The sequence below is a fragment of the Cobetia sp. 10Alg 146 genome (assembly GCF_029846385.1).
GTDB classification, from domain to species: domain Bacteria; phylum Pseudomonadota; class Gammaproteobacteria; order Pseudomonadales; family Halomonadaceae; genus Cobetia; species Cobetia marina.
Genome location: NZ_JARWKT010000007.1, coordinates 181,583 through 208,399 on the forward strand (window position 1 = coordinate 181,583; position 26,817 = coordinate 208,399).

A 26,817-nucleotide genomic window follows, 5' to 3' on the forward strand; every position below is an offset into this window, starting at 1 on the left:
CTGACCGCAATACAAAAGCCCCCGCAGGCATGGCCTGCGGGGGCTTCTTCATTTGCACACTCTGTTTCAGGCAATCTGCTTCATGCGCTCACTGACGGCGCAGGTGCGATCAGAACGCCTTGCGACGGTAGGCGCGGTAACGCGGCTGCCAGAAGTTCTTCTCGATGTTGGCTTGGATGATCTCGTCGCTGGAGGTCAGCGCCACGCCATCGGCCTGGGCCTGACGTGCCACGTCGAAGGCGATCTGACGGCTGATGTCCTGGATGTCGCCCAGCGACGGCAGCAGCGCGCCCTCGCCCTTCAGGACGATGGGAGCGTTGTTGGCCAGCGCATTGGCCGCGGCCATCAGCATGTTGTCGGTGATGCGTGAGGCGCTGGATGCCAGCACACCCAGACCGATGCCCGGGAAGATGTAGGCATTGTTGCACTGGGCAATCGCGTGGGTGTGGCCGTTGTGCTCGACCGGCGCGAACGGGCTGCCGGTGGCGACCAGTGCCTTGCCGTCGGTCCACTCGATGACTTCCGCCGGTGTCGCTTCGACGCGTGAGGTCGGGTTGGACAGCGGCATCACCAGCGGGCTCTCGCAACCGGCCTGCACGGCACGGATCACGTCTTCGCTGAACAGGCCACGCTGGCCGGATACACCGATCAGCACGCTCGGCCTGGCGGCCTTGACCACATCCAGCAGGCCACGGTCACCGAAGTCGGCCACGCTTTCGACGTCGTGAGCCAGACGGCTCTGGAAGTCGTAGAGGCCTTCCATGTCGCTGGTCAGCAGGCCGAAGCGATCGACCATGAAGACACGCTTGCGGGCCTCGGCCTCGTCCATGCCTTCCTTGACCATCGCCACCACGATCATCTCGGCGATGCCACAACCGGCGCTACCGGCACCCAGGAAGGTGACGCGCTGATCGGAGAGCTTCTCGCCCTTGGCCTTGCAGGCCGCCATCAGGGTCGCGACCACGACGGAGGCGGTGCCCTGGATGTCGTCATTGAAGCAGCAGACTTCATCGCGGTAACGCTCGAGCAGCGGCATGGCATTGGCCTGCGCGAAGTCCTCGAACTGGATCATGGCCTTCGGCCAGCGACGCTTCACGGCAGTGATGAACTCGGCCACGAAGGCGTTGTAGTCATCACCGGTGACACGCTCGTGACGCCAGCCCATGTAGCGCGGGTCGTCGAGCAGCTTCTGGTTGTTGGTACCCAGATCCAGCGAGATCGGCAGGGTGTAGGCCGGGCTGATGCCGCCACAGGCGGTGTACAGCGACAGCTTGCCGATGGGGATGCCCATACCGCCGATGCCCTGATCGCCCAGGCCCAGGATACGCTCACCATCGGTGACGACGATGACCTTGACGTTGTCCTTGGTCGCGGAGCGCAGGATGTCATCCATGTGCTCGCGGTCCGGGTAGGAGATGAACAGGCCGCGGTGGTTGCGATAGATGTTGGAGAACTCCTCGCACGCCTGACCGACGGTCGGGGTGTAGATGATCGGCATCATCTCCTCGAGGTGCTCCTCGATCACGCGGAAGAATAGGGTCTCGTTGTCGTCCTGCACCGAGCGCAACAGGATGTGCTTGTCGAGGTCGGTGGCGCACTGCTGATACTGGCTGTAGACGCGCGCGACCTGCTCTTCGATGCTCTCGACATTCTGCGGCAGCAGGCCCATCAGATTGAAGCTGACACGCTCCTCGAGGCTGAAGGCGCTGCCCTTGTTGAGCAGCGGCATCTCGAGCAGGCTCGGGCCGGCGTAGGGAACGTACAGGGCGCGCTTGGAAGTATCCGTCATGGCGAGACTCTTGAATCAGTGGGGACGACCTCACGCTCGGCAAGCTTCTCGGCATGCCGGCAGACACGCGCAGCATGCCCGCTGAAGCACCGCAGAAGACCTGCTGGCAACCGGGCGTCCGAGGGACCTTTCGACGTGCAGTTTCCACGTGCGAACAAGGCATGATGATAGCACGCGCAGTGCTATCTCCGGCAGCCTGTGCAGGGTCGGCGTGCGTTGCGCAGACAAGGGTGCTGCATGACGAGAAACGCCCCGCTCATCCCCCTGACGGGGAAGGAGCGAGGCGTTCGCGATCACGTGCGGGGAATGGCTCAGGCCAGATCGGCACGCGATGCCGGCTTGCGCGGCGCAAGCGCGAAGAACGGGCGCAGCTTCACGCCCAGCATGTTGCCGGCGAAGGCCATCACCAGCCACAGCCAGCCATGCAGGCTGCCGGAGGAGATGCCACCGAAGTAGGCACCGATGTTGCAGCCGAAGGCCAGGCGCGCACCATAGCCCAGCAGCAGACCACCCAGCACGGCAGCCACCACCGAGCGCAGCGGAATGTTCCACTTCGGCGCGAACTTGCCGGCCAGCAGCGCCGCCGCCAGCGCCCCCACCACGATACCGATGTTCATCACCGTGGTGATGTCTTGATAGAGCGGTGCGGCCAGCGCCTTGGCATTGCCCGCCGCCTGCCAGTAGCCCCAGTCACTGACATCGAAGCCCAGCGCGGTATAGGCCTTGGTGCCCCACAGCGCGAAGGCCGAGGTGATGCCCCACGGGCGACCGGCCAACGCCAGGGTGACGAAGTTGAGCAGCGCCAGCGCCACGGCACCCGCCAGCAGCGGCCAGGGACCCCGCAGAAAGCGTGACAGACCACGCGGCTGACTGTCGGTCACGGTGGCCTTCTCGAGCTCACCGTGACGGCGCTTCTCCAGCGTGCGTGTCACCACCACGATGATGGCGAACAGCACCAGGCTGACGATGATGCCACCCAGCGCGCCGAAGCTGTCCACCAGCGAGACGGCGGGCAGCGACGGCAGGCTCTGCCACCAGCTGAAGTGCGCGGTGCCGATCACCGAGCCGACGCAGAAGAAGATCAGGGTGATCACCATGCGCGCATTGCCGCCACCGACGGTGAACAGCGTGCCCGAGGCGCAGCCGCCGCCCAGCTGCATGCCGAGCCCGAACAGGAAGGCACCGACCACCACCGAGACACCCAGCGGCGAGACGAAGCCGGAGACCTCCTGCCCCCACAGGCTGCCCGAGGCCAGCACCGGGAAGAACAGCACCACGGCGATCGCCAGCATCAGCATCTGGGCACGCAGGCCGCGTCCTCGGCGCTCGGTGATGAAGACTCGCCAGGCGGAGGTGAAGCCGAAGGCCGCGTGGTAGAGCACCACGCCCAGCGCGCCCCCCACCAGCAGCAGCAAGCCCTGGCGCCAGCCGGACACCAGCCCCAGCAGGATGGCAGCCGCCACCAGCAAGCCTCCGGCCAGAATGGCCTTCGGGTTGATGGCGGTCGTCGGCAGGCCGGACTGGCTGGCCTTGCCGGGTATCGCATCGTGACTCATGTCTTGCTCCTTGAACGAAGTCGTCATGTCGCGTTCATCAATGCGGCAAGCCTAACGCGTTGCCTTATAGCTGTGAACGAATTTTCCGCACGCCATTCATTCCGCCATGGAATATAAGTCACCCCCGTCAGCTCACCTCCCAGACGACGACGCCCGCCATCGAAAGCGATGGCGGGCGTCTGGTGCCGGGCTGTGCGGGGTGTCCTCGAGATTACACGAAGTTGCCCAGACCGACGGCACGACGCAGGCGCTCCATCATCGGCGCGGCCTCATCGCGCGCACGCTCGGCACCGCGCTTGAGGATGGCTTCGACATGTGCCGGATCTTCCATCAGCTCGACGTAACGCTCACGCGGTGCCTTGAGGTGATCGTTCAGGTATTCGAACAGCTGATTCTTGGCATCGCCCCAGCCAATGCCGGCGGCGTACTGCTCACGCATGGCGGCGACTTCCGCCTCGGTGGCGAAGGCCGAATAGATCTGGAACAGTGAACAGGTATCCGGGTCCTTCGGCTCACCCGGCTCCAGCGAATTGGTCTTGATCTTGCGCACGCTCTTGAGCAGCTGCTTCTCGGTGCCGAACAGCGGAATGGTGTTGTTGTAGCTCTTGGACATCTTGCGGCCATCGAGGCCCAGCAGCAGCTGGGATTTCTCGTCGGTCACCGCCTCGGGCATGGTGAAGTAGTTGCCCTTGAAGAGGTGGTTGAAGCGCCCGGCCATGTCACGCGCCATCTCGATATGCTGGATCTGGTCACGCCCCACCGGCACCTTGTGGGCATTGAACATCAGGATGTCCGCTGCCATCAGCACCGGATAGCTGAACAGCCCCATGCTGATGCCACGATCCACGTCCTCGATGCCCGCTTCCTCGTTCTCGGCCACGGCGCCCTTGTAGGCATGCGCACGGTTCATCAGGCCCTTGGCGCAGACACAGTTGAGCAACCACATCAGCTCCGGAATCTCCGGCACATCCGACTGGCGATAGAAGATGGCGTTGTCGGTGTCCAGCCCCAGCGCCAGCCAGGTGGCAGCGATCTCACGGCGGGATTCCTGCACGCGCTTCGGGTCCTGACACTTGATCAGAGCATGGAAATCGGCGAGGAAATAGAAGGACTGGACCGTCGGGTCCTGGCTGGCCTCGATGGCGGGCTTGATGGCGCCGACATAGTTGCCGAGGTGAGGGGTGCCGGTGGTCGTGATGCCGGTAAGAACGCGGGTCTTGGTCATGGATGCACTTCTTGGGCGTCTGAGTCGGGGAGCGTGCCACTTGGCGGGACCTGCTCACAATGAATCACGACAGGGCACGACGGCGCGCATCACGATGCGATGAACCCGCCATGTCCTGCCGCTGCATTGCACTCATCTTACCCTGAGGGGCATGGCCTTCGTAAGGGCCGGACAGACGACCAGCGCCCCGTGCACGCCATGTACCCGCCGGCAGGCGTCAGCCCTTTGCCAGGGCATCTTCCAGCGAGATCACCGGCATGCCGAAGGCAGCGCCGACTTCCGCAATCGTCAGCTGGCCGGCATGCACGTTGAGGCCTGCCGCAAAGTGACGATCTTCCCGCAATACCTTGCGATAGCCGCCATTGGCGAGCTTCACCACATAAGGCAGCGTCGCGCTGGTGAGTGCCTGGGTCGAGGTACGTGCCACGGCCCCCGGCATGTTGGCCACGCAATAATGCACGACACCATCGACGAGATAGGTCGGTTCCGCGTGGGTCGTGGCGCGACTGGTCTCGAAACATCCGCCCTGGTCGATCGCGACATCCACCAGTACCGCACCGGGCATCATGTTGCGCAGATGCTCGCGACGGATCAGCTTGGGAGCCGCGGCACCGGGCACGAGCACGGCCCCGATGATCAATGCCGAATGGCGTACCGCCTCATCCAGCGCCTCGGACGTCGAGTAGACCGTACGAATCTGTCCCTGATAGCGGTGATCCAGCGTCTCGAGGCGGTTCAATGACGTATCGAGAATCACCACCTCGGCGCCCAGCCCCAGCGCCATGCGCGCCGCGTTCTCCCCGACCACACCGCCGCCGATCACCGTGACGCGCGCCGGTGGCACGCCAGGCACACCGGGCAACAGCACCCCCATCCCGCCTTGCGCCTTCTCCAGCGCATGCGCGCCGGCCTGGATCGCCATGCGCCCGGCAACGCGGCTCATGGGCGCCAGCAGCGGCAGACCACCGGCGGTGTCGGTGATGGTCTCGTAGGCAATCGCGGTCACCCCGCTATCCAGCAGGCTTTCGGTCAGCTCACGGGCGGCGGCCAGATGCAGGTAGGTGAACAATGTCTGGCCGCTGGTGAGACGCGCCACCTCAGCCGGCTGAGGCTCCTTGACCTTGAGTATCAGCTCGGCCTCACGAAAGACCTGCTCGACATCCGATTCAAGGCGAGCCCCGACCCCCTGGTACTCGGCGTCACTGAACCCACTGCCCTCACCCGCACCACGCTCGACGATGACGTCATGGCCATGGGCAATCAGCTCTCGCACCCCGGCGGGCGTCAGAGCGACACGGTATTCGTGGTTCTTGATTTCCTTCGGCACGGCGATCTGCATGACGAGCTCCTTGCACTGCTGGCGGAATACGGCGATGTCATCTCGACACCTCCTACAAGCACAGCAGACTCGTCAGCGTCGCGCCAATCAGATGCCAGCAAGATTCACCAAAACACGACAGCAATGCAGTGGAATGCAGGGAATCATCGTTGGCTGGCAGCATCCTCGCTCACCAGCGCCGCCGAATAGCATTCACGGTAAGCCTCGGGCATGCGTCTGGCTCGCCCACTCGAGAGTTCGATGCAGACGAAGCGCGTGCGCGCCTCCAACAGCGTCAGGCCATCCGAGCAACGACGCAGCTGAAAGCGGCGCGTCAGGCTCAGGCGGCCATCGCACGCCACCAGCCAGGTGGCCAGCATCAGTGAATCGCCAAGCCGTGCGCTGGCCAGATAGTCGATCTCGTGACGGTGCACCGCCATGCCACGATCCTGGGCACGATAGTGTTCAAGGCCCAGCCCCAACGCTTCGGAATGCGCCCAGCTGATTCTCTCCAGCCAGCGCACGTATTCGGCATTGTTGACATGGCCATAGCCATCCAGCGCCTCGACACTTACCGCGATCGGCAGCAGGAAGGGAGACGGCAGCGCCCACCCTTCACAGGTTTCCCGCAAGGGGGCCGGGTTGCCGATGACGGTCTCCGATGCCTGTACGTCCGTCATGCCACGAACTCCGTGTCGTCATCCTGCTCGCGGGGCCCTGCATCATCACGCATGGGTGCACTGGCACCGCAGGACCAGCATTCACTGAAGCTGCCTTCGAGGCGCTCCCCGCAGGCGCACTGCCAATCCGGCTGCGCAGGCGCGGCCTCGATATGCGCCAGCAGCTGGCGAGCGCGGGCGAGATTGTGCTCGGCAACCCACAATTGCGGCTCGCAATCGTTGACGGGCAACTCCCCGGCTGCCGAACCCAGCAGACGGTTGCGCAGCTCGCACGGGATACCCTCGCTTTCCAGAAGGTTGCGCCAGTGATCCAGCAGCACGAGATTGTGATGAGATGTCAGTCGTCGATACATGCCGTCAGACTATCAGAGTCCGGGCGCTACGGAAGCCATCAACGACAACGCCGCCCCGAAGGGCGGCGTTGTCGTTCGTGCCAAAGGACGCGTTCATCGCTCGCGATCCCGATCGCGCTCCTGGTCGCGACCCGAGACTCGATCTCAGTCGCGATAGACCCGCACACCGAGCGCCTTGAGGTAGGAGGTCTCGGGGATGGACGGGTGCACCGGGTGGTCGCTGGCCTGATGGCCCTGGAAGATGACCTGACCGTGGCGGTCCTGGTGACGCACGGCGCCGCGCACCACATCCATCAGGCGCTCCGGCGCGAGATGCATGGAGCAGGAGCCGGACATCAGCAGTCCATCGCGACCCAGCAGGCGCATGGCTTCACGGTTGAGGCGTGCATAGGCACGCTCACCATTGGTGATGTCCTTGCGCTTGCGGATGAAGGCGGGCGGATCCGCGATGATGACGTCGAACTGCTCGCCTTCCGCGCGCAGGGCCGTCAGTGCCTCGAAGACATCCGACTCCGCGATGGAGACGCGATCTTCGACACCGTTGAGCACGGCGTTGCCCGAGACTCGCTCAAGTGCCGCACCGGAGGCGTCGACACACAGCACTTCGCTGGCGCCATGCGCCGCCGCCTGCACCCCCCAGCCACCGACGTAGCTGAACAGGTCCAGCACGCGCTTGCCTGCCACCTGACGATTCAGCCAGGCACGGTTGTCGCGGTGATCATAGAACCAGCCGGTCTTCTGGCCATCCAGTACCGGCGCGCTGAACTGGACCCCATTCTCTTCCAGCAGCACGCTTTCCGGCAGCTCGCCATAGACGACTTCGACGTTGCGCTCGAGCTGTTCCTGACGGCGACCGCTGGAATCGTTCTTGAACACGATGGCGGTCGGCTTGACGACCTTCAAGAGCGCATCGACGATCACTTCCGCCAGTCGCTCCATGCCGAAGGTGTTGAGCTGGCAGACCAGCACGTCGCCGAAGCGATCGACGATCAGACCCGGCAGCAGGTCGCCCTCGCCGTGGACCAGACGGTAGAACGGCTTGTCATAGAGGCTCTCGCGCAGTGACAGCGCCTGGTTGAAGCGATGCACCAGCAGCGAGCGGTCCAGACGCTGTTCCGGGTTGCGCGAGACGATACGCGCGCAGATCAGCGAGTTCGGGTTGACGTAGGCAACGCCCATCGCGCGGCCGTTGCTGGCCTCGATGATCGCCTGGGCACCCGGCTCGAAGTTCTTGAGCGGCGTCGCGACGGTATCGACTTCATTGGAGTACAGCCACAGATGGCCAGCCTTGAGGCGGCGATCAGCATTCTTCTTCAGGCGCAGACGTTCAGTCACGGGAATCATCCATAAGACAGGGAAAGGGACAGGACGACGACAGGGCGCGCCCGAATGGGGCCATTCTAGTCGTCATGGCGGCCCCGGTCACGGAGCCTCCGGTCAAGTGATCATCAAGGGTCAGCGAGACATGTCTGACCCGTGCCGGCACGGACGGCACTAGCTCTGGCAATGAGGGCAGAAGCAACTGGCACGCTGCCCGAGCACCAGGCTCATGATCTCATGGCCACACTCGCGGCAGGGCTCGCCCCCTCGCCCATAGACGTTGAGGCGCTGGGCGAAGTAGCCGGGCTTGCCATCACCACCGACGAAATCACGCAAGGTGGTACCGCCTTGCTCGATGGCAGCCGCCAGCACGCTGCGCGAGGCCTCGGCGAGGCGCTCATATTCCTCCAGGGAGGTCTCCCCCGCCGGACGACGCGGGTCGATGCCGGCCATGAAGAGCGCCTCACTGGCGTAGATGTTGCCCACGCCGACCACATTGGCGTTGTCCATCAGGAAAGGCTTGATCGCCACGCGTCGCTTGCGCGAGCGCGCGAAGAGAAGCTCACCGGTGAAGGCGTCCGACAAGGGCTCCGGCCCGAGCCTCGCCAGACGTGTGTCAGCGTGCGGGTCACCGCGCACGAAGTCGACGAAACCGAAGCGACGCGGGTCGTGATAGCGCAACACCTGGCCATTGCCCAGCACCACATCGACATGGTCATGCGTACGGGGCGGCGTGCCGATGGGTACCAGCCTCAGACTGCCGGACATGCCCAGATGCCAGAGCAGGTGGCCATCGGCGATCGGCAACAGCAGGTACTTGGCACGGCGCGAGAGCTCACCGAAACGCTGCCCCACCAGCCACTCCGCCAGCTCACTCGGTACTGGCGTGCGCAGCCGTGGCTGACGCACGATCACCTCGGTGACCTCCTGGCCCTCGACCAATGGTGCGATACCACGGCGAGTCGTCTCGACTTCCGGTAATTCGGGCATGCTTCCTCCTCGACTGACCGCCAGACGCACAACAGGGTGACGACAGAAGCCGCCACCCTGTTGCAGGATGCCGGAACTCCGACATCCAGATACTCGAAAACCCGGTCAGGACCGGGTTTTCGAGGGTTCCGACAGCACGCTGGCGGGAGACAAGATCACTTGATCTTGGCTTCCTTGTACATCACGTGCTTGCGAACGACCGGATCGTACTTCTTGAATTCAAGCTTGTCCGGAGTGTTACGCTTGTTCTTGTCGGTGGTGTAGAAGTGGCCAGTACCGGCACTTGACACCAACTTGATCTTGTCACGCATTTTCAGTTTCCTTCCACAGTCGCATTCACCGAACGATTGAGAGCGTTGCCCTCGGCTCGGTTGCCATTGCTACAGGGGCTGTCTTCTAGTGTTTAGAAGCGCTCGCCACGTGCAGTGAGGTCCTTGAGGACTTCGTCGATACCCTTCTTGTCAATGATGCGCATGCCCTTGGTAGAGACGCGCAGCTTGACGAAGCGCTGCTGGGATTCAACCCAGAAACGGTGGGTGTGCAGGTTCGGCAGGAACCGGCGACGAGTCTTGCGCTGGGAGTGAGAAACGTTGTTACCAGTCACCGGGCGCTTGCCGGTAACCTGACATACTTTGGACATTGGAGCCTCCAACCGCTGCGTTGGCTAAGTTGTTCAAAACCTGTCGGGCAAACCGGAAGTGGCAGGCGCCGCCTCATGCCCTGATTTCAAAGTGTGTTACGTCCATTCCGGAAGACAAGCTTCAGGGTACTGGAACGTGCAGGCGCAGCATTTTACCCGAAGAGGAACGCGAAAGCACGCCCAAGACGGATTTTTTTCGCCAACACGCTTCGCCCGAGCTGTCACATCGGTACAGACGCTTGCTTAGCCAGACGCTTCACTCAGCCAATGTCGGCCAGAGTGGTCGCGAATTCTGTGGTGGGTGGTACGGGAGGCGCAACATTACCACAATCGACGCCCTGTTTTGCAATCCCTGTCACCCGGCAGGCCCGACAATTGACCAGACCGGACATCCGCAGGGCGCCTCCTTCCCATCCGCTCCTTCTTCTTCCTTCTCTTCCCCCCTGCTCTCGTCTCAGCGCCTTGTCGAAAGAGGTCGCACAAGACCGAGGCGATGCCTGGCTCACAACCAGCCACGCTCGGCGAAGGAGATCACCTCGCCGTCCCCCACCACGAAGTGATCCAGCACCCGGATATCGAAAAGTCCCAACGCCTCTTCCAGGCGCTGGGTGATACGACGATCGGCATCACTGGGCTCCGCCACTCCGGAGGGATGGTTGTGGGCGAGTATCAAGGCGCCCGCGTTGAGCGCCAGCGCCCGCTTGACCACTTCACGCGGATAGACGGCAGCAGCATCCAGCGTGCCGGTGAAGAGTGTCTCGAAGCGAATGACGCGATGCTGACTATCCAAGAAGAGTGCGGCGAAGACCTCATGTGGCAGATCACGCAGATGAGAGGAGAGGTAGCGCCGTACCAGCAGCGGTGAGGTCAATGCTGCCCCGCGCATCAACAGGCTTTCCAGGTGTCGACGGGACAGCTCCAGCGACGCCTGCAACTGTACGTACTTGGCATCTCCCAGGCCTCGCGCGGCACAGAAATCCTGCTGACTGGCTTCCAGCAGTGGGCGCAGCCCGCCGAAGGTGGTCAACAGGTCGCGCGCCAGGTCCACCGCCGAACGTCCCTTGATTCCCACTCGCAGGAAGATTGCCAGCAACTCGGCATCTGACAGCGCAGCAGCCCCCGATGACAGAAGCTTCTCACGGGGCCGCTCCCCGATTGGCCACTCCCTGATGCCCATGCACATTCTCCTCTCGTGACAGTGATGCTGACATCCGGCGCGCCACGAGAGTGGCCATGCCTGCCTCAGGGCAGGCCCACCGACACGCCAAGGAGCATGGCGCGACATCAGCATTTGGACTGAGAAGCGTGGTCTTCGCCCGTCACTGCCGCCAGCGTCACTCTCAACGCTTGCATGCCTGGCGCGCTTTCTGGCTGGCTGAGCCCTCCTGGCTCGCGGCTCGTCGTACCGCGACAGGTCAGTGTCCGCACCCGCGACAGACGGCGTGCCCGGCCAGCGACGCTACGCAAGGTTGCATCACGGTGATATGGTAGAGGCGAACGCGAGAGCTTTGACATTGACGGATCAGGGATGCAGGACACCATGCACTCACTCGCCGGACGGCGCATTCTGCTGGGCATCAGCGGCGGTATCGCAGCGTACAAGGCGGCGCTCATCACTCGTCTGCTGAAAAAGGCCGGGTGCGAGGTACGCGTCGCCATGACCGAAGGTGCCCAGGCCTTCATCACGCCGTTGACCCTGCAGGCGCTGTCGGGCAATCCCGTGCATACCTCGCTGCTCGATCCTGAGGCAGAGGCCGGCATGGGACATATCGAGCTGGCGCGCTGGGCGGAGGTCATTCTCATCGCCCCCGCCACTGCCGACCTCATGGCCCGCCTGGCCCATGGCCGTGCCGATGATCTGATCACTACCCTGTGCCTGGCCAACAACGCACGCTGGGTCGTGGCCCCGGCGATGAATCAGGCGATGTGGGCGCACCCTGCCACCCAGCGCAACGCCCGGCAGCTCAGTGCCGATGGCTGGACGCTGCTCGGCCCGGCCAGCGGCGAACAGGCGTGCGGCGACGTGGGAGCCGGGCGCATGCTCGAGCCAGAGGAGATCGTCGCCGGTCTGAGCGAGCTGCTCGACGAGGGCGAGCCGGCACCATTGCCGGCAGCGGGCCTGACCATCACCATCACCGCCGGTCCGACCCGGGAAGCGCTGGATCCGGTGCGCTATCTGAGCAATCACAGCTCCGGAAAGATGGGGTATGCCCTGGCCAGCGAAGCCGCGGCACTGGGCGCAAGAGTTCGCCTGATCAGTGGGCCTGTCGCCCTGCCCACACCGCCTGGCGTCGAGCGCATCGATGTCGAGTCAGCCTTGCAGATGCAAGGCGCTGCCGAAGCGGCGCTGCAGGATAGCCAGGTCTTCATCGGCTGCGCCGCCGTCGCCGACTTCCGACCTGCCGCTGTCGCCGAGCACAAGCTCAAGAAGCAGGTCGGCGAAGAACAGATGCAGGTCCATCTGATCCGCAATCCCGATATCATTGCCGGCATTGCCGAGCAGAGTCAGGCGCGGCGCGCCAACGGACAGCCCGCTCCGCTGGTGGTCGGCTTCGCCGCCGAGACTCGCGATGTCCTTCGCTATGCCCGCGACAAGCTGACCCGCAAGCGTCTCGACATGATCGTGGCCAATGACGTCAGCACCCCGGGACTGGGGTTCGGCAGTGACAGCAATGCCGCCACCCTGGTGTGGCGACGCCCCGGCCAGGCAAATGACAGACTGCATGAACAGGCCATCGCAGCCTGCCCCAAGATTGCGCTGGCGCGTGCGATTCTCGAGCGCGCACTGGCACTGCATCAAGACGGCGCCCTCCATGGTGCCGCCAATTTGAACATGGCGACCTCCGCCATCGATGACCAGGAAACACCTTAGATGACCCGCCCCCGGCTCGAACTCAAGATCCTCGACGAGCGCGTTCGCGATTACCCGCTACCCCACCATGCGACTCCCGGCAGTGCCGGCATGGACCTGCGCGCACTGCTGGATGCCCCGCTGACACTGGCCCCGGGCGCCTGTGAGCTGGTGCGTACCGGCCTGGCGATCCATATCGCCGACCCCGCGCTGGCCGGCATGATCCTGCCGCGCTCCGGCCTGGGGCATAAACACGGCATCGTGCTGGGCAATCTGGTCGGTCTGATCGATTCCGACTACCAGGGCGAACTGATGATCTCGGTCTGGAACCGCGGCGACAGCGAGTTCGTGCTGGAACCCGGTGAGCGACTGGCACAGTACGTGCTAGTCCCGGTAGTACAGGCCGAACTGGTCGAGGTCACGGAATTCGAGACCAGCCAGCGCGGTGAAGGCGGCTTTGGCCATTCTGGTCGTCATTGACGGGTCGTCACTGACAGCGCATTGCAGACGACTCGCCACCGAAACCCGACAGCGCTCCGTGACAGACGGAACCGCTTGCTAGCCGCACCCGTCGGCATGCCGCGATAGTGTTCGCACGGCATGCCGACCATGACTTCTCACGATTGATTCAACCGACAGGGATGCACCATGAGTCAGGTACCCGCTTCAATTTTTCGCGCCTACGACATCCGTGGCATCGTGGATGAGACCCTCACCGAAGACGGCGTGCGCGCCATCGGCCAATCCATCGGTAGCGAAGCCGCGGCACGCGGTGAGTCCACCGTCGTGGTCGCCCGCGATGGTCGCCTCTCCGGCCCGCGCCTGTCCAAGGCGCTGATTGCCGGCCTGCGCGATGCCGGCCGTGATGTCATCGACATCGGCATGGTGCCGACTCCGGTGCTCTACTACGCCACCAACATCCTGGAAGGCACCCGCTCCGGCGTGATGCTGACCGGCAGCCACAACCCGGCCAACTACAACGGTCTGAAGATCGTGCTGGCGGGTGAGACCCTGTCCGGCGACACCATCACCGACCTTTATCGCCGCCTGCAGGAAGGCGATCTGGCGCAAGGCGAAGGTAGCCTGCGTGAAGAAGACGTGCGCGAACGCTACCTGGATCAGATTACCGGCGACGTGGTCGTCAAGCGTCCGCTCAAGGCAGTGGTCGATTGCGGCAATGGCGTGGCCGGTGAGCTGGGCCCGGAGCTGATCCGTCGCCTCGGTGTCGAGACCATCCCGCTGTTCGAGGAGATCGATGGCAACTTCCCGAACCATCACCCGGACCCGGGCAAGCCGGAAAACCTGCAGGACCTGATCAGAACCATGCAGGAAACCGGCGCGGATATCGGTCTGGCCTTCGATGGCGACGGCGATCGCCTCGGCGTCGTCACGCCCAAGGGCGAGATCCTGTATCCCGACCGTCTGATGATGGCACTGTCGGAAGACCTCATCGAACGTGTACCGGGCGCGCGCATCATCTTCGACGTCAAGTGCACCGGCAACCTGGCCACCGTGATCGAGAAGGCGGGGGGCACACCGGAAATGTGGCGCACCGGCCACTCCCTGATCAAGGCGCGCATGAAGGAAACCGGCGCGGCCCTGGCCGGCGAGATGAGCGGCCATATCTTCTTCAAGGAGCGCTGGTTCGGCTTCGACGACGGCCTCTACGGCGCGGCGCGCCTGCTGGAAATCCTCGCCAAGCAGGATGTCGATGCCGACACCTTCTTCGCACGCTATCCGCAGGATCTGGGCACCCCCGAGATCAACGTGGAAGTGACCGATGAGACCAAGTTCGCTATCGTCGAGCGACTGGCCAGCGAAGGTGACTTCGGTGACGACGGCGTGAAGACCACGCTGGATGGCATTCGCGTCGACTACGCCGACGGCTGGGGCCTGTGCCGCGCCTCCAACACCACACCGGTGCTGGTACTGCGCTTCGAAGGCAAGTCAGAGGCGGCGCTGGAGCGCATCAAGGACAGCTTCCGTGCCGCACTGAAGCAGGCCGAGCCAAGCATCACCGCCCCGTTCTGATCGAGGCGTTCTGATCGGCCCGGGCAGGCGATCAACGACCGGCGCGGCAGCAGGATGATCGCCGTGCCGGTCCGCTGACTCCCCGGCCCGGGTGACTCTTTCCCATGGCAGCGCCGGTTGCCATCACCTCTTTCCATGACGTGGTGCGCGCAGGCGTAACGCAAGTGATAGTCTCGAGTGACAGTGTCCGAACTCTCCTTTCGGACCCAATTTCTGTGGAGTGATACGTTGATGAGCCACGCCAACCGCGACCCGCACCAGGTGGTCGAGGTCCTGTCCGAAGCCCTGCCCTATATCCAGCAGTTCTCGGGCAAGACCGTGGTGGTCAAATACGGCGGCAACGCCATGACCGAAGATACCCTGATCGACTCCTTTGCCCGCGACATGGTGCTGATGAAGGAAGTCGGCATCAATCCGGTGGTCGTGCACGGCGGCGGCCCTCAGATCGGCGCCCTGCTCAAGAAGCTGAACATCGAATCACGCTTCGTTGACGGCATGCGCGTGACCGACTCAGAGACCATGGATGTGGTCGAGATGGTACTGGGCGGCCTGGTCAACAAGGGCATCGTCAATCTGATCAACCAGTGCGGCGGCAAGGCCATCGGCGTCACCGGCAAGGACAGCGGCCAGATTCGCGCGCGCCAGCTCAAGGTCACCCGCCACATGCCGGGCATGAATGCCTCGGAAATCATCGATATCGGTCACGTCGGTGAAGTCGAGCATGTCTCGACGGATCTGATCGAGCTGCTGACCCGCAATGACTTCATTCCGGTGATCGCGCCGATCGGCGTCGACGATGAGGGACGCAGCTACAATATCAATGCCGACCTGGTCGCCGGCAAGGTCGCAGAAGCGCTGGGGGCGGAGAAGCTGATGCTGCTGACCAACGTCGCCGGCCTTCTGAACGCCGAGGGCGAAGTCATGACGGGGCTGACCACCGAAGCGGTGGATGGACTCATCGAGGACGGCACCATCTATGGCGGCATGCTGCCCAAGATCAGCTGCGCGCTGGATGCCGTCAAGCAGGGCGTGCGCAGTGCACACATCATCGATGGTCGCGTACCGCATGCCACCCTGCTGGAAATCTTCACCAATGCCGGTGTCGGCACCTTGATCAGCAATGCTGATCCGGACACCTCCAAGGCATGAAGAGCATAAAGCCGGGGCCAGACTTCCGGTGATTCGCGCGAGGCCAGCGACACGCCTCAGGACACGGACCCGCCCGCAGCACATCGCTGCAGGCCGCGAGAAATGACAAGATTCCATGACGCAGGCGAATCCAAAACAATCACGTCGCGAACAGATCCTCCAGGCACTTGCCTTGATGCTGGAAGAGGACAGCGGCAAACGTATCACCACCGCGGCATTGGCACGTCAGGTCGGCGTCTCCGAGGCTGCACTCTATCGTCACTTCCCCAGCAAGGCGCGCATGTTCGAAGGGCTGATCGAGTTCATCGAGAGCACCCTGTTCGAGCGCATCGCGCTGATTCTGCAGGACAACGATACGGCTCATGCCAGGGTGCACCATATCCTGAGCCTGCTGCTTGGCTTTGCCGAGAAGAATCCCGGACTGTGCCGCCTGCTCAACGGCGATGCCCTGACCGGGGAGACGGCTCGTCTGCGCGTGCGCATGGCGCAGCTGTTCGAACGTCTCGAGACCCAGCTCAAGCAGGTACTGCGCGAGGCCGAGCCTCGTGAAGGCCTGCGGCCTGCCATTACCGTGACAGCCGCAGCCAATCTCCTGCTGGCCAGTGCCGAAGGCCGCATCGGACAGTATGTCCGCAGCGACTATCGCAAGCGACCCACCGAGCACTGGGAAGAACAGTGGAGACTGTTGAGTCGCGACCTGCTGCTGAGCAGCCAGGAGCGGATTGCCGTCTGACGGCCCTCCGCTTGAGCAAAAGAAAAGCCCCCGCCTCGAAGAGACGGGGGCTTTTTCATGCCACCTTCACGTGCAGACTCAGTTGCCAGGCCCATAACGCTCGACGATGGCCATCGCCGTCATCGGGCGCGCCAGCAGGTAGCCCTGATAACTGTCGCAGCGCAATCGCTTGAGCCCCTCGAACTGGGCCTGTGTCTCGACACCTTCCGCCACGATCTCGTGCCCCATCGAATGCCCCAGACTGATGATGGCACCTACCAGCTGGATGGCCTGCTCATTGGCTCCCTGCTCGCTGGCCACCTGACCGCCGCGCCCTTGCTCGGACGCATCTTCCGCCAGGGCGTCCATCTTCATCACGAAGCTGCGGTCGACCTTGAGCACATCCAGCGGCAGGGAAGACAGATAGGACAGTGACGAGTATCCCTGCCCGAAGTCATCCAGCGCCACACGCACACCAAGCTCCCGCAGTGCTCTCAGCACGCTGAGCCCACCCTCCATGTCCTGGATCAACAGGGTCTCCGTGACCTCGACCTCCAGGCGCGTCGGCGCGAGATTCTGACTCTCGAGCACGCTGATCACTTCATGCTCATAGCCCGAGGTCAGCTGGCGCGCCGAGAGGTTGACGGCCATGCGCGGCATGTAAAGGCCGCTTTCCTGCCAGCGCACCATCTGGGCGCAGGCCTCTTCCAGCACGAAACGCCCCAGCCGGAAGATGAGTCCCGTCTCTTCCGCGAGCGGAATGAACTGGGCCGGAGAGATCATGCCCAGCTCAGGATGCTGCCAGCGCAGCAACGCCTCGACCCCCAGCAGCTCTCCCGCCGCGTTCAGCTGCGGCTGGTAGTGAAGGAAGAGCTGCTGGCGCTCGATGGCCTGACGCAGGTCCTGCTCCAGCGTCATGCGCGAGGCGACATGCTTGTCCAGCGAGGACTCCCAGCGCAGGGCATGATCGCCACGCGACTTGGCATGATAGAGCGCCACGTCCGCATTGAGCATCAACGCCTGGGCATCACCATCTGCCTCGGCCAGGGAGTAACCGGCCGTCAGGCTGATGATCAAGGGACGCCCGAGAATCGTGAAGGGGCGCTCCAGCTTCTGCTGGACATCGGCCACGATCTGCTCGGCTTGCTCGCCGACCTGAGGGAAGTAGAGGCCGAACTCATCCGCCCCGAGACGCGCGACCAGGCCACCGGGCGGCAGGATGCGCCGCAGGCGCTCACCGATCGAGACCAGCAGCTGATCCCCCGCCTCATGCCCCAGGCCATCGTTCACCGTCGAGAAGCGATCGATGTCGGCATAGATCATCACGCCTCCGATCGCGACCCGCTCATCCGCCGCCGCCATGAAGGCCTTGCGGTTGTAGAGCCCCGTCAAGGCATCGTGGCGCGCCAGGTAGTCGAGCTGACGCTCCGACTCCTTGTGGGCGCTGATGTCCAGCAGCAGGCCTTCCCAGTAACGTACGCCCTCCTCCCCCTCGATCATCACGCTGCGGTCCAGCACCCAGCGCTCGTGATCCGCGACGATTCTGAACACCTGTTCATGACGCATCTGAGCGCACATCGCCCAGTGACGCGCCGACGCGACGGACGGGCGATCCTCGGGATGGATCAGCTCATTGAGGGTGATGCCGGCCCCGACCAGAGACTCGGCCGAACGTCCGAACAATTCCGCGGCGCCACTGCTGATGAAGGTCAGCGTGCCGGTGTTGACCTCGATGCGATACACCACACCGGGCAGGTTATCCATCAAGGTCACCAGAGTACGCGAGCGCGCCGCCATCGATTCAAGCTCGCCCTCCAGCTCATCGTGGCGCTCACTGCGTTGCCGCTCGGCACGCGCGATCATCACGCCAAGCACCACCAGGAAGATGCCTCCCAGCAGCAGACCGAACCAGATACGCTGCCACCAGACCCACCACAGGCTCGAGACGGGCTGACTGACGACACTGAACAGCTTGAGTGGTGCGATAAAACTGCCCGCCGCCATGCGCGGACGGCCATCAAAGCCGTCCACGTGATAGCGCCGCACGCCACGCTCGGAGATGTACTTGCCCATGTTGGCCAGCGTCGGCAACGGCAACTTTCCCGTCACCCCCAGCGCGTGCTCCTGAGGGCTGGAAAACAGCAGCAGACCGTTGGTCGAGAACAGGCGCAGGCGCTGCCCGTCATCCGCCCCCGGATTGGCCAGCAGACTTCTGGACTCCGAGAAATCCAGGCACCCGATCAGCAGCCACGCCTTGTCCTCGAGCTGCATATGGCGATAGAAAGGCAAGCCGGGCTGGCCGGACCCGAGAGGCAGTGCCGAACCGAACAACAGATTGCTTCTGCCGGGCAGGGATTGCGCCTCGGCCTGCGAGAGCTGCCACTTGCAGCTGCGCCCGACACCGATCTGATTGAGGCTGCTGCCACGATAATCGGCGAACGGCACCATCATCAGGGAGACCAGCGCCGGATGACGCCCCAGCGCACTCTCGAGCGAGCCTCTCCACTGCCTTGGTGTCTCCTCGTGCAACACACGCTCGAGCACCATCATCTCGCGGGCGACATCCGCCACGAGCTGTTCAGTCGAGATGTGCAGTTGCGTATCGAGCGCTTCGAGGCGTTGCATCTCCTGTTCGCGGACATCAAACCATTGTCCCGCCAGAAACAGCCCGCCCAACACCACCAGCAAAGCGACATTGATGCCAAGGATGCGCCACAGTGAATGTGTGCCTGGTTGACGCGAGGTAATCGGGTCCACATAGCCACCAATGAGGAAGGGAAATGACCGCTTAGCGTAGTGCAACAGAATGAAACATTCTGTTGCACGATACAACTGTCTACTGCCATAGCCGGTCGTTTCACTGTCCCTCAACGACAGAAGCCCCGCCGGAACACCGGCGGGGCTTCATCTACTGCGGGAAGTCAGCGAGGGAGTGTCAGGCAGCGAACCCTTCGCTCATGTCACCCATCGATTCACGCAGCTTCTTCATGGCGTTCTTTTCCAGCTGACGGATACGTTCTGCCGAGACACTGTAGATGTCTGCCAGCTCGTGCAACGTCGCCTTGTTGTCGCTCAACCAGCGCTGCTGGAGGATATCGCGCGAACGCTCATCCAGTGCTGCCAGTGCCTTGAGCAGACGCCCGTGGGAGTCATCTTCCAGATCCTGCTGCTCGACCTGAGCCGCCGGATCGAGACTGTGGTCCTCGAGATAATTGACCGGCGCCTGGTAAGCGGAGCTCTCGTCATCACTGGGACCCGCATCGAAGCCGGCATCGTGAGCCGAGAGACGACTTTCCATCTCGCGTACCACCGATGGCTTGACGTCCAGGTCGCCTGCGATGGCGTCCACTTCTTCATTGTTCAGCCATGCCAGACGCTTCTTGGCACCGCGAAGGTTGAAGAACAGCTTGCGCTGGGCCTTGGTGGTCGCGACTTTCACGATGCGCCAGTTGCGCAGCACGAACTCGTGAATCTCGGCCTTGATCCAATGCACGGCAAAGGACACGAGGCGAACGCCCTGATGGGGGTCAAAGCGCTTGACCGCTTTCATCAGGCCGACATTGCCTTCCTGGATCAGGTCCGCCTGCTGCAAGCCATAGCCGCTGTAGCTGCGCGCGATATGTACCACGAAGCGCAGGTGCGACATGACGAGTCGACGGGCCGACTCCAGATGATTCTCTTCATGCAACCGCAGGGCAAGCTCATGCTCTTCTTCAGCAGTAAGCACAGCGATACGGTTCACCGACTGGATATAGCCGTTTAGATCTTGACCCGGTGACAGGTGGCCAAGTGGCTGAAGACTGGTGCTCATAATGCAGATGTCTCCATGGTTGCCTAACACGCATGCAAGTAGTGAGACTGTGAAGGTTGCGACAGGTTCCCGTCAATAGCTGTACATGACGTGTACAATTGTCATGACGAGTAGCGCTTCGTAACACCAGCGGGTGTGCGGTACGTTTAACCACCCACCAGCCCCTTCACTGACGCCCGGCGCAATTGTTTCCGGAGCGTAACTGATGACCTTTCTGGAGGGGAACACTGGCGGAAAACCGCGAAAAAAGATCGGCATCAGCGCGGAGAAATACTCGCCAGATGACGTCCGACCGCGATCCAGGCCCCCAACCAACCCAGTATTGTACTCGAAAACAGCAGCGTGGTACCCCCTGTGATGCCCAGTGCGGGCAACACATAGTTGCCGCCATAACTTTGTACAAGAGCCGTCACGGGTGCCGCCAACCAGTTACCGCCAAGCGCCAGAATGCCACACGCCAGCAACCCGCCGCCCAGGCCATACCAGGCACCGCTATAAAGGAAGGGACGCCGCACGAAGGCGTGGGTCGCACCGATCAGGGTCACGACCTCGATCTCCTGCCGGCGGCTCTCCACCGACAGCCGGATGGTATTGCCTACCACCAGCAGCACCCCCAGTCCGAAGAGTAGCGCAAGTCCCAGCGTCACTTTCTGACCCAGCTCACTCAATTGACGCAGACGCTCCAGCCACGCCAGATCCAGCCGTGCACTCTCGACGCCCGGCTCGCCCTCGAGGCGTGCGGCGAGATCGCGGACGGATTCCGGCGAGGTATCCAGCGGCGTGATGACGATGCTGGCCGGCAAGGGGTTGTCGTCCAGCAGGCTCAGTGAGCGCTTGAGATCGAGTGCCTGGGCGAATTCCTGCATGCCCTCGGCGGCAGTGATCAAACGTACGCCTCCGACGCCCGGGGCGCCGCGCAGCGAGTCCGACAGCGTCAGTGCCTGGCTCTCGTCGACCGACGTCTCGAGATAGAGGGTGAGCTGAGCGCTGTCATTGAGCTCATTGTCCAGCAGGCGCGCGCTGTCCAGCGCCAGCCACAGCGCGGCAGGCAGTGTCAGCGCGATGGCGATCGCCAGCATGGTCAGCAGGCTGGCGACCGGAGTGACCAGCAGACGGCGTGCGCTGTCACGCGCCATGGCGCCATGATGACGCAGCCAGCTGCGATAGCGACTCTCGACGGAAACCCGGCTGGAGCGCGCGCCCTTGCGCGCCTGACGCTCGACAGACTCCGTGGATTCGACAGCGTCCGAGGCGGCCTTGCCGGCACGACCTCTTCCCGCCTGGCGCTTGTCGGACGAGGACTCGTGGTGAGTGCGGGGAGGGCTCATCGGGCCTCCTTGTCGGCAATCAGGCGACCGTCGGAAAGCTCCAGCGTGCGATGGTGCAGACGCGCGATCAGCGCCAGATCATGACTGGCGATCATCACCGTGGTACCGATGCGATTGAAGTCCTCGAACAGACGCATGATATCGGTCGAGAGTTTCGGGTCCAGGTTGCCGGTCGGCTCATCCGCCAGCAGCAAGGCTGGCTTGTTGACCACCGCACGCGCGATGCCCACGCGCTGCTGCTCTCCCCCGGAGAGTTCGATGGGCAGCGCCTTCTCGCGATGCAGCAGGCCCACCTTGTCGAGAGCGGCACGCACGCGACGCGCCTGCTCGCGCGGCGTGACCCCCTGGATCATCAGGGGCAGCGCCACGTTGTGGAAGATGTTGCGATCGCTCAGCAGCTGATGGTCCTGAAAGACCACGCCGATCTGGCGGCGGTAGTAAGGCACCTGCGAGGCATGCAGGCGTCCGATATCGTGCCCGGCCACCAGGATACGGCCACGCGAGGGACGCTCGAGGAGCATGATCAGCTTGAGCAATGAGCTCTTCCCTGCCCCGGAATGCCCGGTCAGGAACGCCATCTCGCCACGCTCGATGCGAAAATCGAGCCCGGCGAGTGCATCGAAGCGCCCTCCATAGCGCTTGCCCACATGCTCGAAGGCAATCATGCCTCGCGTGTCTCCGCGCCATCCGCCGGACGTGCATCCTCTTCCTCTCCGGCACGCGCGAACAGGGCGTTGACGAAATCGTCCGCCGCGAAGGGCCGCAGATCATCCACTCCCTCCCCGACACCGATGTAGCGAATCGGCAGATTGAGCTGCTTGGCCAGCGCGAAGATGATGCCACCCTTGGCGGTACCATCCAGCTTGGTCAGCGTCAGGCCGGTGATGTTGACCGCTTCATGGAAGGTGGAGGCCTGTGACAGCGCGTTCTGGCCGGTCCCGGCATCCAGCACCAGCATCACTTCGTGGGGCGCGGCGACGTCCAGCTTGGCCATCACGCGCTGCACCTTCTTGAGCTCTTCCATCAGATGGCTCTTGTTGTGCAGACGGCCCGCGGTATCGGCGATCAGGATATCGACGTTACGCGCCTTGGCGGCTTCCAGGGCGTCATAGATGACCGAGGCGCTGTCAGCACCGGTGTGCTGCGCGATGACCGGCACCTTGTTGCGCTCGCCCCAAACCTTGAGCTGTTCCACCGCTGCGGCACGGAAGGTATCGCCCGCCGCCAGCATCACGCTGCGGCCCTGGCTCTGGTAGCGCTTGGCCAGCTTGCCGATGGTGGTGGTCTTGCCGACCCCGTTGACCCCGATCACCAGGATCACGAAGGGGCCATCGCCCTTGGCCGGCAGCTCGAGATCCTTCGCGACCGGCGCCAGCATCACGCGCAGCTCTTCCTGCAGCGCTTCATAGAGCGCCTGCGGCTCCTTCAATTCCTTGCGCGAGATACGCGCGGTCAGGTTGTCGATGATCTCGGTGGTGGCCTCGATGCCCACATCTGCCATCAGCAGCTGGGTCTCGAGGTCTTCCATCAGCTCATCGTCGATCTGCTTCTTGCCGAGGAACAGACTGGCGACACCCTCGGTCAGGTTGGCGCGCGTCTTGCCTAGACCTGCCTTGATGCGCGCGAAGAAGCCACGACGCGGCTTCTCACGTCCATCGCGCGCCGTATCGCGGGCATCCTCATCGTCTACCGTGGCATCAGCCTCCGCCACGGCGACTTCGGCAGCACGGGCCTCTTCTTCCAGGCGAGCCTGCTCCAGCGCGGCCTGTTCTTCGGCCTCGATGGCGGCCAGCTGCGCGGCAGCCAGGCGCTCTTCTTCTTCGCGGGCGGCGAGGCGCTCAGCTTCGGCCTTCTCAGCTTCAGCCTTCTCAGCTTCAGCTCGGGCGGCTTCCTCGGCGGCGAGACGCTCGGCTTCGGCCTTCTCAGCTGCCGCCTTTTCAGCCTCGACACGGGCGGCTTCCTCGGCGGCCAGGCGCTCGGCTTCGGCCTTCTCAGCTGCCGCCTTCTCAGCCTCGACACGGGCGGCTTCCTCGGCGGCGAGACGCTCGGCTTCGGCTTTCTCAGCTGCCGCTTTTTCAGCTGCAACCTTTTCAGCCTCGACACGGGCAGCTTCCTCGGCGGCCAGGCGCTCGGCTTCCGCCTTTTCGGCCTCTAGCCGGGCTGCCTGCTCGGCAGTGTCCTGCTTGCCTGAGTCCTGCTCGTGGGGCGTGGCATCTTGTGTCTGTTCAAGAGCCTGTTGCTCGAGGGCCTGCTGCTCGGAGGCTTGCTGCTCCTGAGCCTTGTGTTTCTTGCGCTTGAAAAAACCGAACATGGCGAGACAGTCCTGAACTCGTGAAAGTGGCGTCATCCTACCATCCCTTCAGGCCTTAAGGTACGCACCACGCGGCATCCGGCGTCGCACATGCTAGACTCGCGGCATGAAAAAACGCGCACCTCACAAAGGCCCCGCACGGGGCAAATCCTCAGCCCCCTCGCGCTCTGGCAAGGCAGGGCCAGCGGGGCGTCTGCGAATCATCGGCGGACGTTTCAAGCGCCGCCTGCTGACCGTGATCGAGGCGCCCGGCCTGCGGCCGACGCCAGACCGCGTTCGCGAGACACTCTACAACTGGCTCGGCTTTCATGTCGGTGGCGCCAGAGTACTGGATCTGTTCGCCGGCAGCGGCGCACTGGGACTCGAGGCGCTGTCACGGGAGGCAGCCCAGGTCACCTTCGTGGAACGCGAGAGCCGTGTCGCTCGGGCGCTGGCCGACAACATCACGACCCTGAGCAATGAAGGCCCGCTGCCGGCGACGGTCATCACCGCCGACGTGATCCACTGGCTACAGAGCGGCACCCCGCCCGAGGAGGGCGTGGATCTGGTCCTGCTCGACCCGCCCTTCCGGCTCGGACTCGCCGCCGAGAGCTGCGAGCTGCTCGAGTCGCGGGGCTGGTTGAAGGATGGCGCCATGATCTATCTGGAAGTCGAGGCGGAGCTGACGCCTCAGGTCCCCGCCAACTGGCAGCTGCATCGCGAGAGTCGCGCCGGCGACAGTCACGGACGCCTCTATCGACGCCAGCAACCGGCCTGAGCACCTTTCGCGCTTGTGTCGATAAAGGCAGCATCGTAGTCTGCCTGCAGGCGGGTATCGCTGCGCCGTTCCGGCAGGGACTGCCGGGGTGGCCGATCTTCATCGCACCAGCATTCACCGCATACTTTTACCGCCCTCAACGAACACCCTCGAGCCCTTGGGGCCCGACAAGGAGATAGCATGAGCACTGAACTCTTTACCCAGCTTGAGCAGAAAGTCGGCCAGGCGATCGACTCCATCGAGATGCTGAAGATGGAAGTCGATGAGCTGAAGGAAGAAAACCAGCGTCTGAGCGACGCCAAGCAAGGCCAGGGCGAGGAACTGGAGCAGCTGCGTCAGGCCAATGCGCGCCTGCAGGAAGAGCGCGACCAGTGGGCGAGCCGTCTGGAAGGCCTGATCGCCCGCTTCAGCGAGAACGAGAGCGAGACCCAGAGCGCCTGATCACTCTGGCCTTGCAGCACGACAACGCCGCCGACAGTCTCCTGTCGGCGGCGTTGTCGTCTCTGTCAGCAGTCGCTTGCGATGTGCCCCAGAAGGCCAGCCTCTGAAGAGATGTCCGGTCGGCACCTCACTCCAGTGGCAGCGACATCAGCAGCGCATCTTCGCGAGTTCCCGAGGGCGCAGGAGGCAAGGCCGGGTAGTAGCCGCGCCGCACGCCATCCACATGGAACCCGGCATGCGCATAGAGCGCACGCGCCGCGTCATTGCCTGCTCGCACCTCCAGCAACAGGCGCTCCAGCCCCGTGGCATGATGCCATTGTCTGGCGCGCTCGATCGCTGCCTGCAACAGGGCCCGCCCGATGCCCTGACCGCGCAGGTCAGCATGCACGGTGATCGCCTCGATCTCGGCCTCGAAAGGGCCGCGCGCCAGTACCACGAATCCCGCCAGCCGCTCAGGCGTGGCTGGCGCATGCCAGCCAAGAATGCAGCGTGAGGCATCGCTGAGCACATCCGTCAGCTGGCATCTGGAGAGCCCATGCGCCTGGGTGCTCTCGATGGCCTGCAATGCCGCCAGCGTCGCATCGTCCAGCACCAGCTTGCGCACCGCGCCCGTCTCGCCGTCAGCCCCGCTCATGACGACGTGCCTTCCGTCATCCCGCGAGACCACGCCTTTCCCCAGCGAATCAGCAGCGGCCACAGCTGGCGCTTGGCATCACTGGAGCGCGCCAGCGTGGCAAGCTCGGGCCCCTGCCAGACGGGAATGTCCAGCAGGCTTGAGGTTTCGGCGTCTCCCGAGGAGGAGGTGATGCCCAGCACCTCACGCAGGGTCGCGCAGTCTTCGCGATTGCCGAAGATCAGGACCCGCTCGGGCTGCCAATCACGGCGTGCGGGGCCATTCAGGAAGGCCCGCAATCCCTCCCGTGCCTCATCCAGCGGTGCACTGGCCTTGAGGTTCGCGAGCAATGGCCAGCGGAAGTGACTGAACGTCAGGTCTGTCGTCGGCGTGATGCCTGCCGCCCGCCACAATGCCTTCAGCAACGCCTCGCCTTCCAGATGCGGCGCCTCATCACCGGGCAACATGACCAACCAGCGTCCGTCGAGTGCTGCCAGCTGTACGCTGAATCGCAGCGGCGGCTGGTCGGCCGGAGGAGTGACCTGCGCCTCGACCACTGTCTCTGTCGTCGCCTGAGCAGGTGGCGTCCCCCAGGAGGCCGTGCTGCTTGACTCGCCCCCCGTCGCCTCGCGGGTCTGCACGGCCGTGGCCACGGAGGCCTCGGCCGGCGCCATGCCCAGAAGGGCGCGCGCACTGGCGGCAGGCGATGGTCCCGGTGCTCGCGCAGGAGCCGGCTCCGCCTGCGGCGAGCTCACCGTCGGTTGCGGCGCCTCTTCAATCAGCGCATGCAGACGTGCCTGAGGTGCCACCGGCTCAGCCACCACCGGTTCTGGCCATTCACAGGCCTCGGTGGGCAGCGCATTGGGCAGCTGATAGCGACCGACCCAGGCGGTCAGGCCCATGGCGTCCAGGTATTGCAGGCGTTGCGGTTCAGAGGTCATG

At 63.7% G+C, this 26,817-nt stretch carries 25 protein-coding genes; 7 read left to right on the plus strand and 18 right to left on the minus strand.

Annotation, left to right across the window (positions count from 1 at the left end; all coding sequences use genetic code 11):
• Positions 1-109 precede the first annotated feature (109 nt).
• The 11 genes from QD172_RS13550 to radC all read right to left on the minus strand — a co-directional run bounded on the left by QD172_RS13550 (position 110) and on the right by radC (position 11,048).
• Positions 110-1,789, minus strand: a complete 1,680-nt coding sequence (locus tag QD172_RS13550; RefSeq protein ID WP_077377790.1) for an NAD-dependent malic enzyme — start codon at positions 1,787-1,789, stop codon at positions 110-112.
• Positions 1,790-2,100: 311 nt separating this feature from the next.
• Positions 2,101-3,345: a YeeE/YedE family protein gene (locus tag QD172_RS13555; protein ID WP_279856000.1), complete on the minus strand. Its 1,245-nt coding sequence runs from the start codon at positions 3,343-3,345 to the stop codon at positions 2,101-2,103.
• A 211-nt stretch (positions 3,346-3,556) separates the two neighbouring features.
• The gene (locus QD172_RS13560) at positions 3,557-4,570 is read right to left on the minus strand and encodes a tryptophan--tRNA ligase (RefSeq protein ID WP_084207810.1); all 1,014 of its coding nucleotides are present in this window, start codon (positions 4,568-4,570) and stop codon (positions 3,557-3,559) included.
• Between the two features lie 217 nt (positions 4,571-4,787).
• Positions 4,788-5,909: an alanine dehydrogenase gene (ald, locus tag QD172_RS13565; RefSeq protein WP_077377781.1), complete on the minus strand. Its 1,122-nt coding sequence runs from the start codon at positions 5,907-5,909 to the stop codon at positions 4,788-4,790.
• 143 nt (positions 5,910-6,052) lie between these two features.
• On the minus strand, positions 6,053-6,568 hold the full coding sequence (locus tag QD172_RS13570; protein WP_077377778.1) for a thioesterase family protein: 516 nt from the start codon (positions 6,566-6,568) through the stop codon (positions 6,053-6,055).
• Positions 6,565-6,921: a DUF2007 domain-containing protein gene (locus QD172_RS13575; protein ID WP_077377775.1), complete on the minus strand. Its 357-nt coding sequence runs from the start codon at positions 6,919-6,921 to the stop codon at positions 6,565-6,567. Before QD172_RS13575 ends, QD172_RS13570 begins: the two co-directional genes overlap by 4 nt.
• 144 nt (positions 6,922-7,065) lie before the next feature.
• Positions 7,066-8,265: a class I SAM-dependent rRNA methyltransferase gene (locus QD172_RS13580; RefSeq protein ID WP_205700541.1), complete on the minus strand. Its 1,200-nt coding sequence runs from the start codon at positions 8,263-8,265 to the stop codon at positions 7,066-7,068.
• 150 nt (positions 8,266-8,415) lie between these two features.
• The gene (gene mutM, locus QD172_RS13585; RefSeq protein WP_054556537.1) at positions 8,416-9,231 is read right to left on the minus strand and encodes a bifunctional DNA-formamidopyrimidine glycosylase/DNA-(apurinic or apyrimidinic site) lyase; all 816 of its coding nucleotides are present in this window, start codon (positions 9,229-9,231) and stop codon (positions 8,416-8,418) included.
• 155 nt (positions 9,232-9,386) lie between these two features.
• Positions 9,387-9,542 carry a 50S ribosomal protein L33 gene (gene rpmG, locus QD172_RS13590; protein ID WP_016417370.1) on the minus strand — a complete coding sequence of 52 codons (156 nt, stop codon included), beginning with the start codon at positions 9,540-9,542 and terminating at the stop codon, positions 9,387-9,389.
• 92 nt (positions 9,543-9,634) lie between these two features.
• Entirely contained in the window at positions 9,635-9,871 is a 237-nt protein-coding gene (gene rpmB / locus QD172_RS13595) for a 50S ribosomal protein L28 (protein ID WP_043336270.1), read from the minus strand.
• Between the two features lie 502 nt (positions 9,872-10,373).
• Positions 10,374-11,048: a DNA repair protein RadC gene (gene radC, locus QD172_RS13600; protein ID WP_077377769.1), complete on the minus strand. Its 675-nt coding sequence runs from the start codon at positions 11,046-11,048 to the stop codon at positions 10,374-10,376.
• Positions 11,049-11,411: 363 nt separating this feature from the next.
• Here radC and coaBC point away from each other — a divergent pair, with 363 nt between their 5' ends.
• The 5 genes from coaBC (at position 11,412) to slmA (ending at position 16,635) form a co-directional block, all read left to right on the plus strand.
• The gene (gene coaBC / locus QD172_RS13605) at positions 11,412-12,743 is read left to right on the plus strand and encodes a bifunctional phosphopantothenoylcysteine decarboxylase/phosphopantothenate--cysteine ligase CoaBC (RefSeq protein ID WP_084209576.1); all 1,332 of its coding nucleotides are present in this window, start codon (positions 11,412-11,414) and stop codon (positions 12,741-12,743) included.
• Complete coding sequence (gene dut / locus QD172_RS13610; RefSeq protein WP_136939620.1) at positions 12,744-13,202, plus strand: dUTP diphosphatase; 459 nt, start codon at positions 12,744-12,746, stop codon at positions 13,200-13,202. It begins immediately after the preceding gene.
• A 168-nt stretch (positions 13,203-13,370) separates the two neighbouring features.
• Positions 13,371-14,753 carry a phosphomannomutase/phosphoglucomutase gene (locus tag QD172_RS13615; protein ID WP_084207806.1) on the plus strand — a complete coding sequence of 461 codons (1,383 nt, stop codon included), beginning with the start codon at positions 13,371-13,373 and terminating at the stop codon, positions 14,751-14,753.
• Positions 14,754-14,984: 231 nt separating this feature from the next.
• Entirely contained in the window at positions 14,985-15,902 is a 918-nt protein-coding gene (gene argB, locus QD172_RS13620) for an acetylglutamate kinase (protein WP_084207805.1), read from the plus strand.
• Between the two features lie 115 nt (positions 15,903-16,017).
• Positions 16,018-16,635 carry a nucleoid occlusion factor SlmA gene (slmA, locus tag QD172_RS13625; RefSeq protein WP_077377757.1) on the plus strand — a complete coding sequence of 206 codons (618 nt, stop codon included), beginning with the start codon at positions 16,018-16,020 and terminating at the stop codon, positions 16,633-16,635.
• Between the two features lie 78 nt (positions 16,636-16,713).
• Here slmA and QD172_RS13630 read toward each other — a convergent pair whose 3' ends face one another.
• The 5 genes from QD172_RS13630 to ftsY form a co-directional block, all read right to left on the minus strand.
• Positions 16,714-19,416, minus strand: coding sequence for a GGDEF and EAL domain-containing protein (locus QD172_RS13630; protein ID WP_279856002.1), 2,703 nt, complete (start codon positions 19,414-19,416; stop codon positions 16,714-16,716).
• Positions 19,417-19,549: 133 nt separating this feature from the next.
• Positions 19,550-20,425, minus strand: coding sequence for an RNA polymerase sigma factor RpoH (gene rpoH, locus QD172_RS13635; protein WP_084207803.1), 876 nt, complete (start codon positions 20,423-20,425; stop codon positions 19,550-19,552).
• 257 nt (positions 20,426-20,682) lie between these two features.
• A complete protein-coding gene (gene ftsX, locus QD172_RS13640; RefSeq protein ID WP_279856003.1) occupies positions 20,683-21,753 on the minus strand; it encodes a permease-like cell division protein FtsX in 1,071 nt (356 codons plus the stop codon).
• Positions 21,750-22,418 (minus strand): cell division ATP-binding protein FtsE, encoded by a 669-nt coding sequence (gene ftsE, locus QD172_RS13645; RefSeq protein WP_077377747.1) that lies wholly within the window; start codon positions 22,416-22,418, stop codon positions 21,750-21,752. The genes ftsX and ftsE overlap by 4 nt, the downstream gene beginning before the upstream one ends.
• The gene (ftsY, locus tag QD172_RS13650) at positions 22,415-24,064 is read right to left on the minus strand and encodes a signal recognition particle-docking protein FtsY (RefSeq protein ID WP_279856004.1); all 1,650 of its coding nucleotides are present in this window, start codon (positions 24,062-24,064) and stop codon (positions 22,415-22,417) included. The genes ftsE and ftsY overlap by 4 nt, the downstream gene beginning before the upstream one ends.
• Positions 24,065-24,170: 106 nt before the next feature.
• Here ftsY and rsmD point away from each other — a divergent pair, with 106 nt between their 5' ends.
• Positions 24,171-24,821, plus strand: a complete 651-nt coding sequence (rsmD, locus tag QD172_RS13655; protein ID WP_136939625.1) for a 16S rRNA (guanine(966)-N(2))-methyltransferase RsmD — start codon at positions 24,171-24,173, stop codon at positions 24,819-24,821.
• A 180-nt stretch (positions 24,822-25,001) separates the two neighbouring features.
• Positions 25,002-25,262 (plus strand): cell division protein ZapB, encoded by a 261-nt coding sequence (locus QD172_RS13660; protein WP_077377738.1) that lies wholly within the window; start codon positions 25,002-25,004, stop codon positions 25,260-25,262.
• A gap of 127 nt (positions 25,263-25,389) precedes the next feature.
• On the opposite strand, the gene QD172_RS13665 is transcribed toward QD172_RS13660, so the two are convergent.
• Positions 25,390-25,896, minus strand: coding sequence for a GNAT family N-acetyltransferase (locus tag QD172_RS13665; protein ID WP_279856005.1), 507 nt, complete (start codon positions 25,894-25,896; stop codon positions 25,390-25,392).
• The gene (locus QD172_RS13670) at positions 25,893-26,816 is read right to left on the minus strand and encodes a hypothetical protein (protein ID WP_279856006.1); all 924 of its coding nucleotides are present in this window, start codon (positions 26,814-26,816) and stop codon (positions 25,893-25,895) included. Before QD172_RS13670 ends, QD172_RS13665 begins: the two co-directional genes overlap by 4 nt.
• Position 26,817: the final 1 nt, after the last annotated feature.

What these genes read in the sequence shown, in the direction of transcription:
- QD172_RS13560 (WP_084207810.1), bottom strand. Translation starts at nt 4,570, where the DNA reads ATGACCAAGACCCGCGTTCTTACCGGCATCACGACCACCGGCACCCCT.
- mutM (WP_054556537.1), bottom strand. Translation starts at nt 9,231, where the DNA reads ATGCCCGAATTACCGGAAGTCGAGACGACTCGCCGTGGTATCGCACCA.
- ftsY (WP_279856004.1), bottom strand. Translation starts at nt 24,064, where the DNA reads ATGTTCGGTTTTTTCAAGCGCAAGAAACACAAGGCTCAGGAGCAGCAA.
- argB (WP_084207805.1), top strand. Translation starts at nt 14,985, where the DNA reads ATGAGCCACGCCAACCGCGACCCGCACCAGGTGGTCGAGGTCCTGTCC.
- rpmG (WP_016417370.1), bottom strand. Translation starts at nt 9,542, where the DNA reads ATGCGTGACAAGATCAAGTTGGTGTCAAGTGCCGGTACTGGCCACTTC.
- QD172_RS13660 (WP_077377738.1), top strand. Translation starts at nt 25,002, where the DNA reads ATGAGCACTGAACTCTTTACCCAGCTTGAGCAGAAAGTCGGCCAGGCG.
- QD172_RS13570 (WP_077377778.1), bottom strand. Translation starts at nt 6,568, where the DNA reads ATGACGGACGTACAGGCATCGGAGACCGTCATCGGCAACCCGGCCCCC.
- QD172_RS13670 (WP_279856006.1), bottom strand. Translation starts at nt 26,816, where the DNA reads ATGACCTCTGAACCGCAACGCCTGCAATACCTGGACGCCATGGGCCTG.
- rsmD (WP_136939625.1), top strand. Translation starts at nt 24,171, where the DNA reads ATGAAAAAACGCGCACCTCACAAAGGCCCCGCACGGGGCAAATCCTCA.
- QD172_RS13575 (WP_077377775.1), bottom strand. Translation starts at nt 6,921, where the DNA reads ATGTATCGACGACTGACATCTCATCACAATCTCGTGCTGCTGGATCAC.
- dut (WP_136939620.1), top strand. Translation starts at nt 12,744, where the DNA reads ATGACCCGCCCCCGGCTCGAACTCAAGATCCTCGACGAGCGCGTTCGC.
- coaBC (WP_084209576.1), top strand. Translation starts at nt 11,412, where the DNA reads ATGCACTCACTCGCCGGACGGCGCATTCTGCTGGGCATCAGCGGCGGT.
- ftsE (WP_077377747.1), bottom strand. Translation starts at nt 22,418, where the DNA reads ATGATTGCCTTCGAGCATGTGGGCAAGCGCTATGGAGGGCGCTTCGAT.
- ftsX (WP_279856003.1), bottom strand. Translation starts at nt 21,753, where the DNA reads ATGAGCCCTCCCCGCACTCACCACGAGTCCTCGTCCGACAAGCGCCAG.
- rpoH (WP_084207803.1), bottom strand. Translation starts at nt 20,425, where the DNA reads ATGAGCACCAGTCTTCAGCCACTTGGCCACCTGTCACCGGGTCAAGAT.
- rpmB (WP_043336270.1), bottom strand. Translation starts at nt 9,871, where the DNA reads ATGTCCAAAGTATGTCAGGTTACCGGCAAGCGCCCGGTGACTGGTAAC.
- QD172_RS13555 (WP_279856000.1), bottom strand. Translation starts at nt 3,345, where the DNA reads ATGAGTCACGATGCGATACCCGGCAAGGCCAGCCAGTCCGGCCTGCCG.
- QD172_RS13665 (WP_279856005.1), bottom strand. Translation starts at nt 25,896, where the DNA reads ATGAGCGGGGCTGACGGCGAGACGGGCGCGGTGCGCAAGCTGGTGCTG.
- QD172_RS13550 (WP_077377790.1), bottom strand. Translation starts at nt 1,789, where the DNA reads ATGACGGATACTTCCAAGCGCGCCCTGTACGTTCCCTACGCCGGCCCG.
- slmA (WP_077377757.1), top strand. Translation starts at nt 16,018, where the DNA reads ATGACGCAGGCGAATCCAAAACAATCACGTCGCGAACAGATCCTCCAG.
- QD172_RS13615 (WP_084207806.1), top strand. Translation starts at nt 13,371, where the DNA reads ATGAGTCAGGTACCCGCTTCAATTTTTCGCGCCTACGACATCCGTGGC.
- ald (WP_077377781.1), bottom strand. Translation starts at nt 5,909, where the DNA reads ATGCAGATCGCCGTGCCGAAGGAAATCAAGAACCACGAATACCGTGTC.
- QD172_RS13580 (WP_205700541.1), bottom strand. Translation starts at nt 8,265, where the DNA reads ATGATTCCCGTGACTGAACGTCTGCGCCTGAAGAAGAATGCTGATCGC.
- radC (WP_077377769.1), bottom strand. Translation starts at nt 11,048, where the DNA reads ATGGGCATCAGGGAGTGGCCAATCGGGGAGCGGCCCCGTGAGAAGCTT.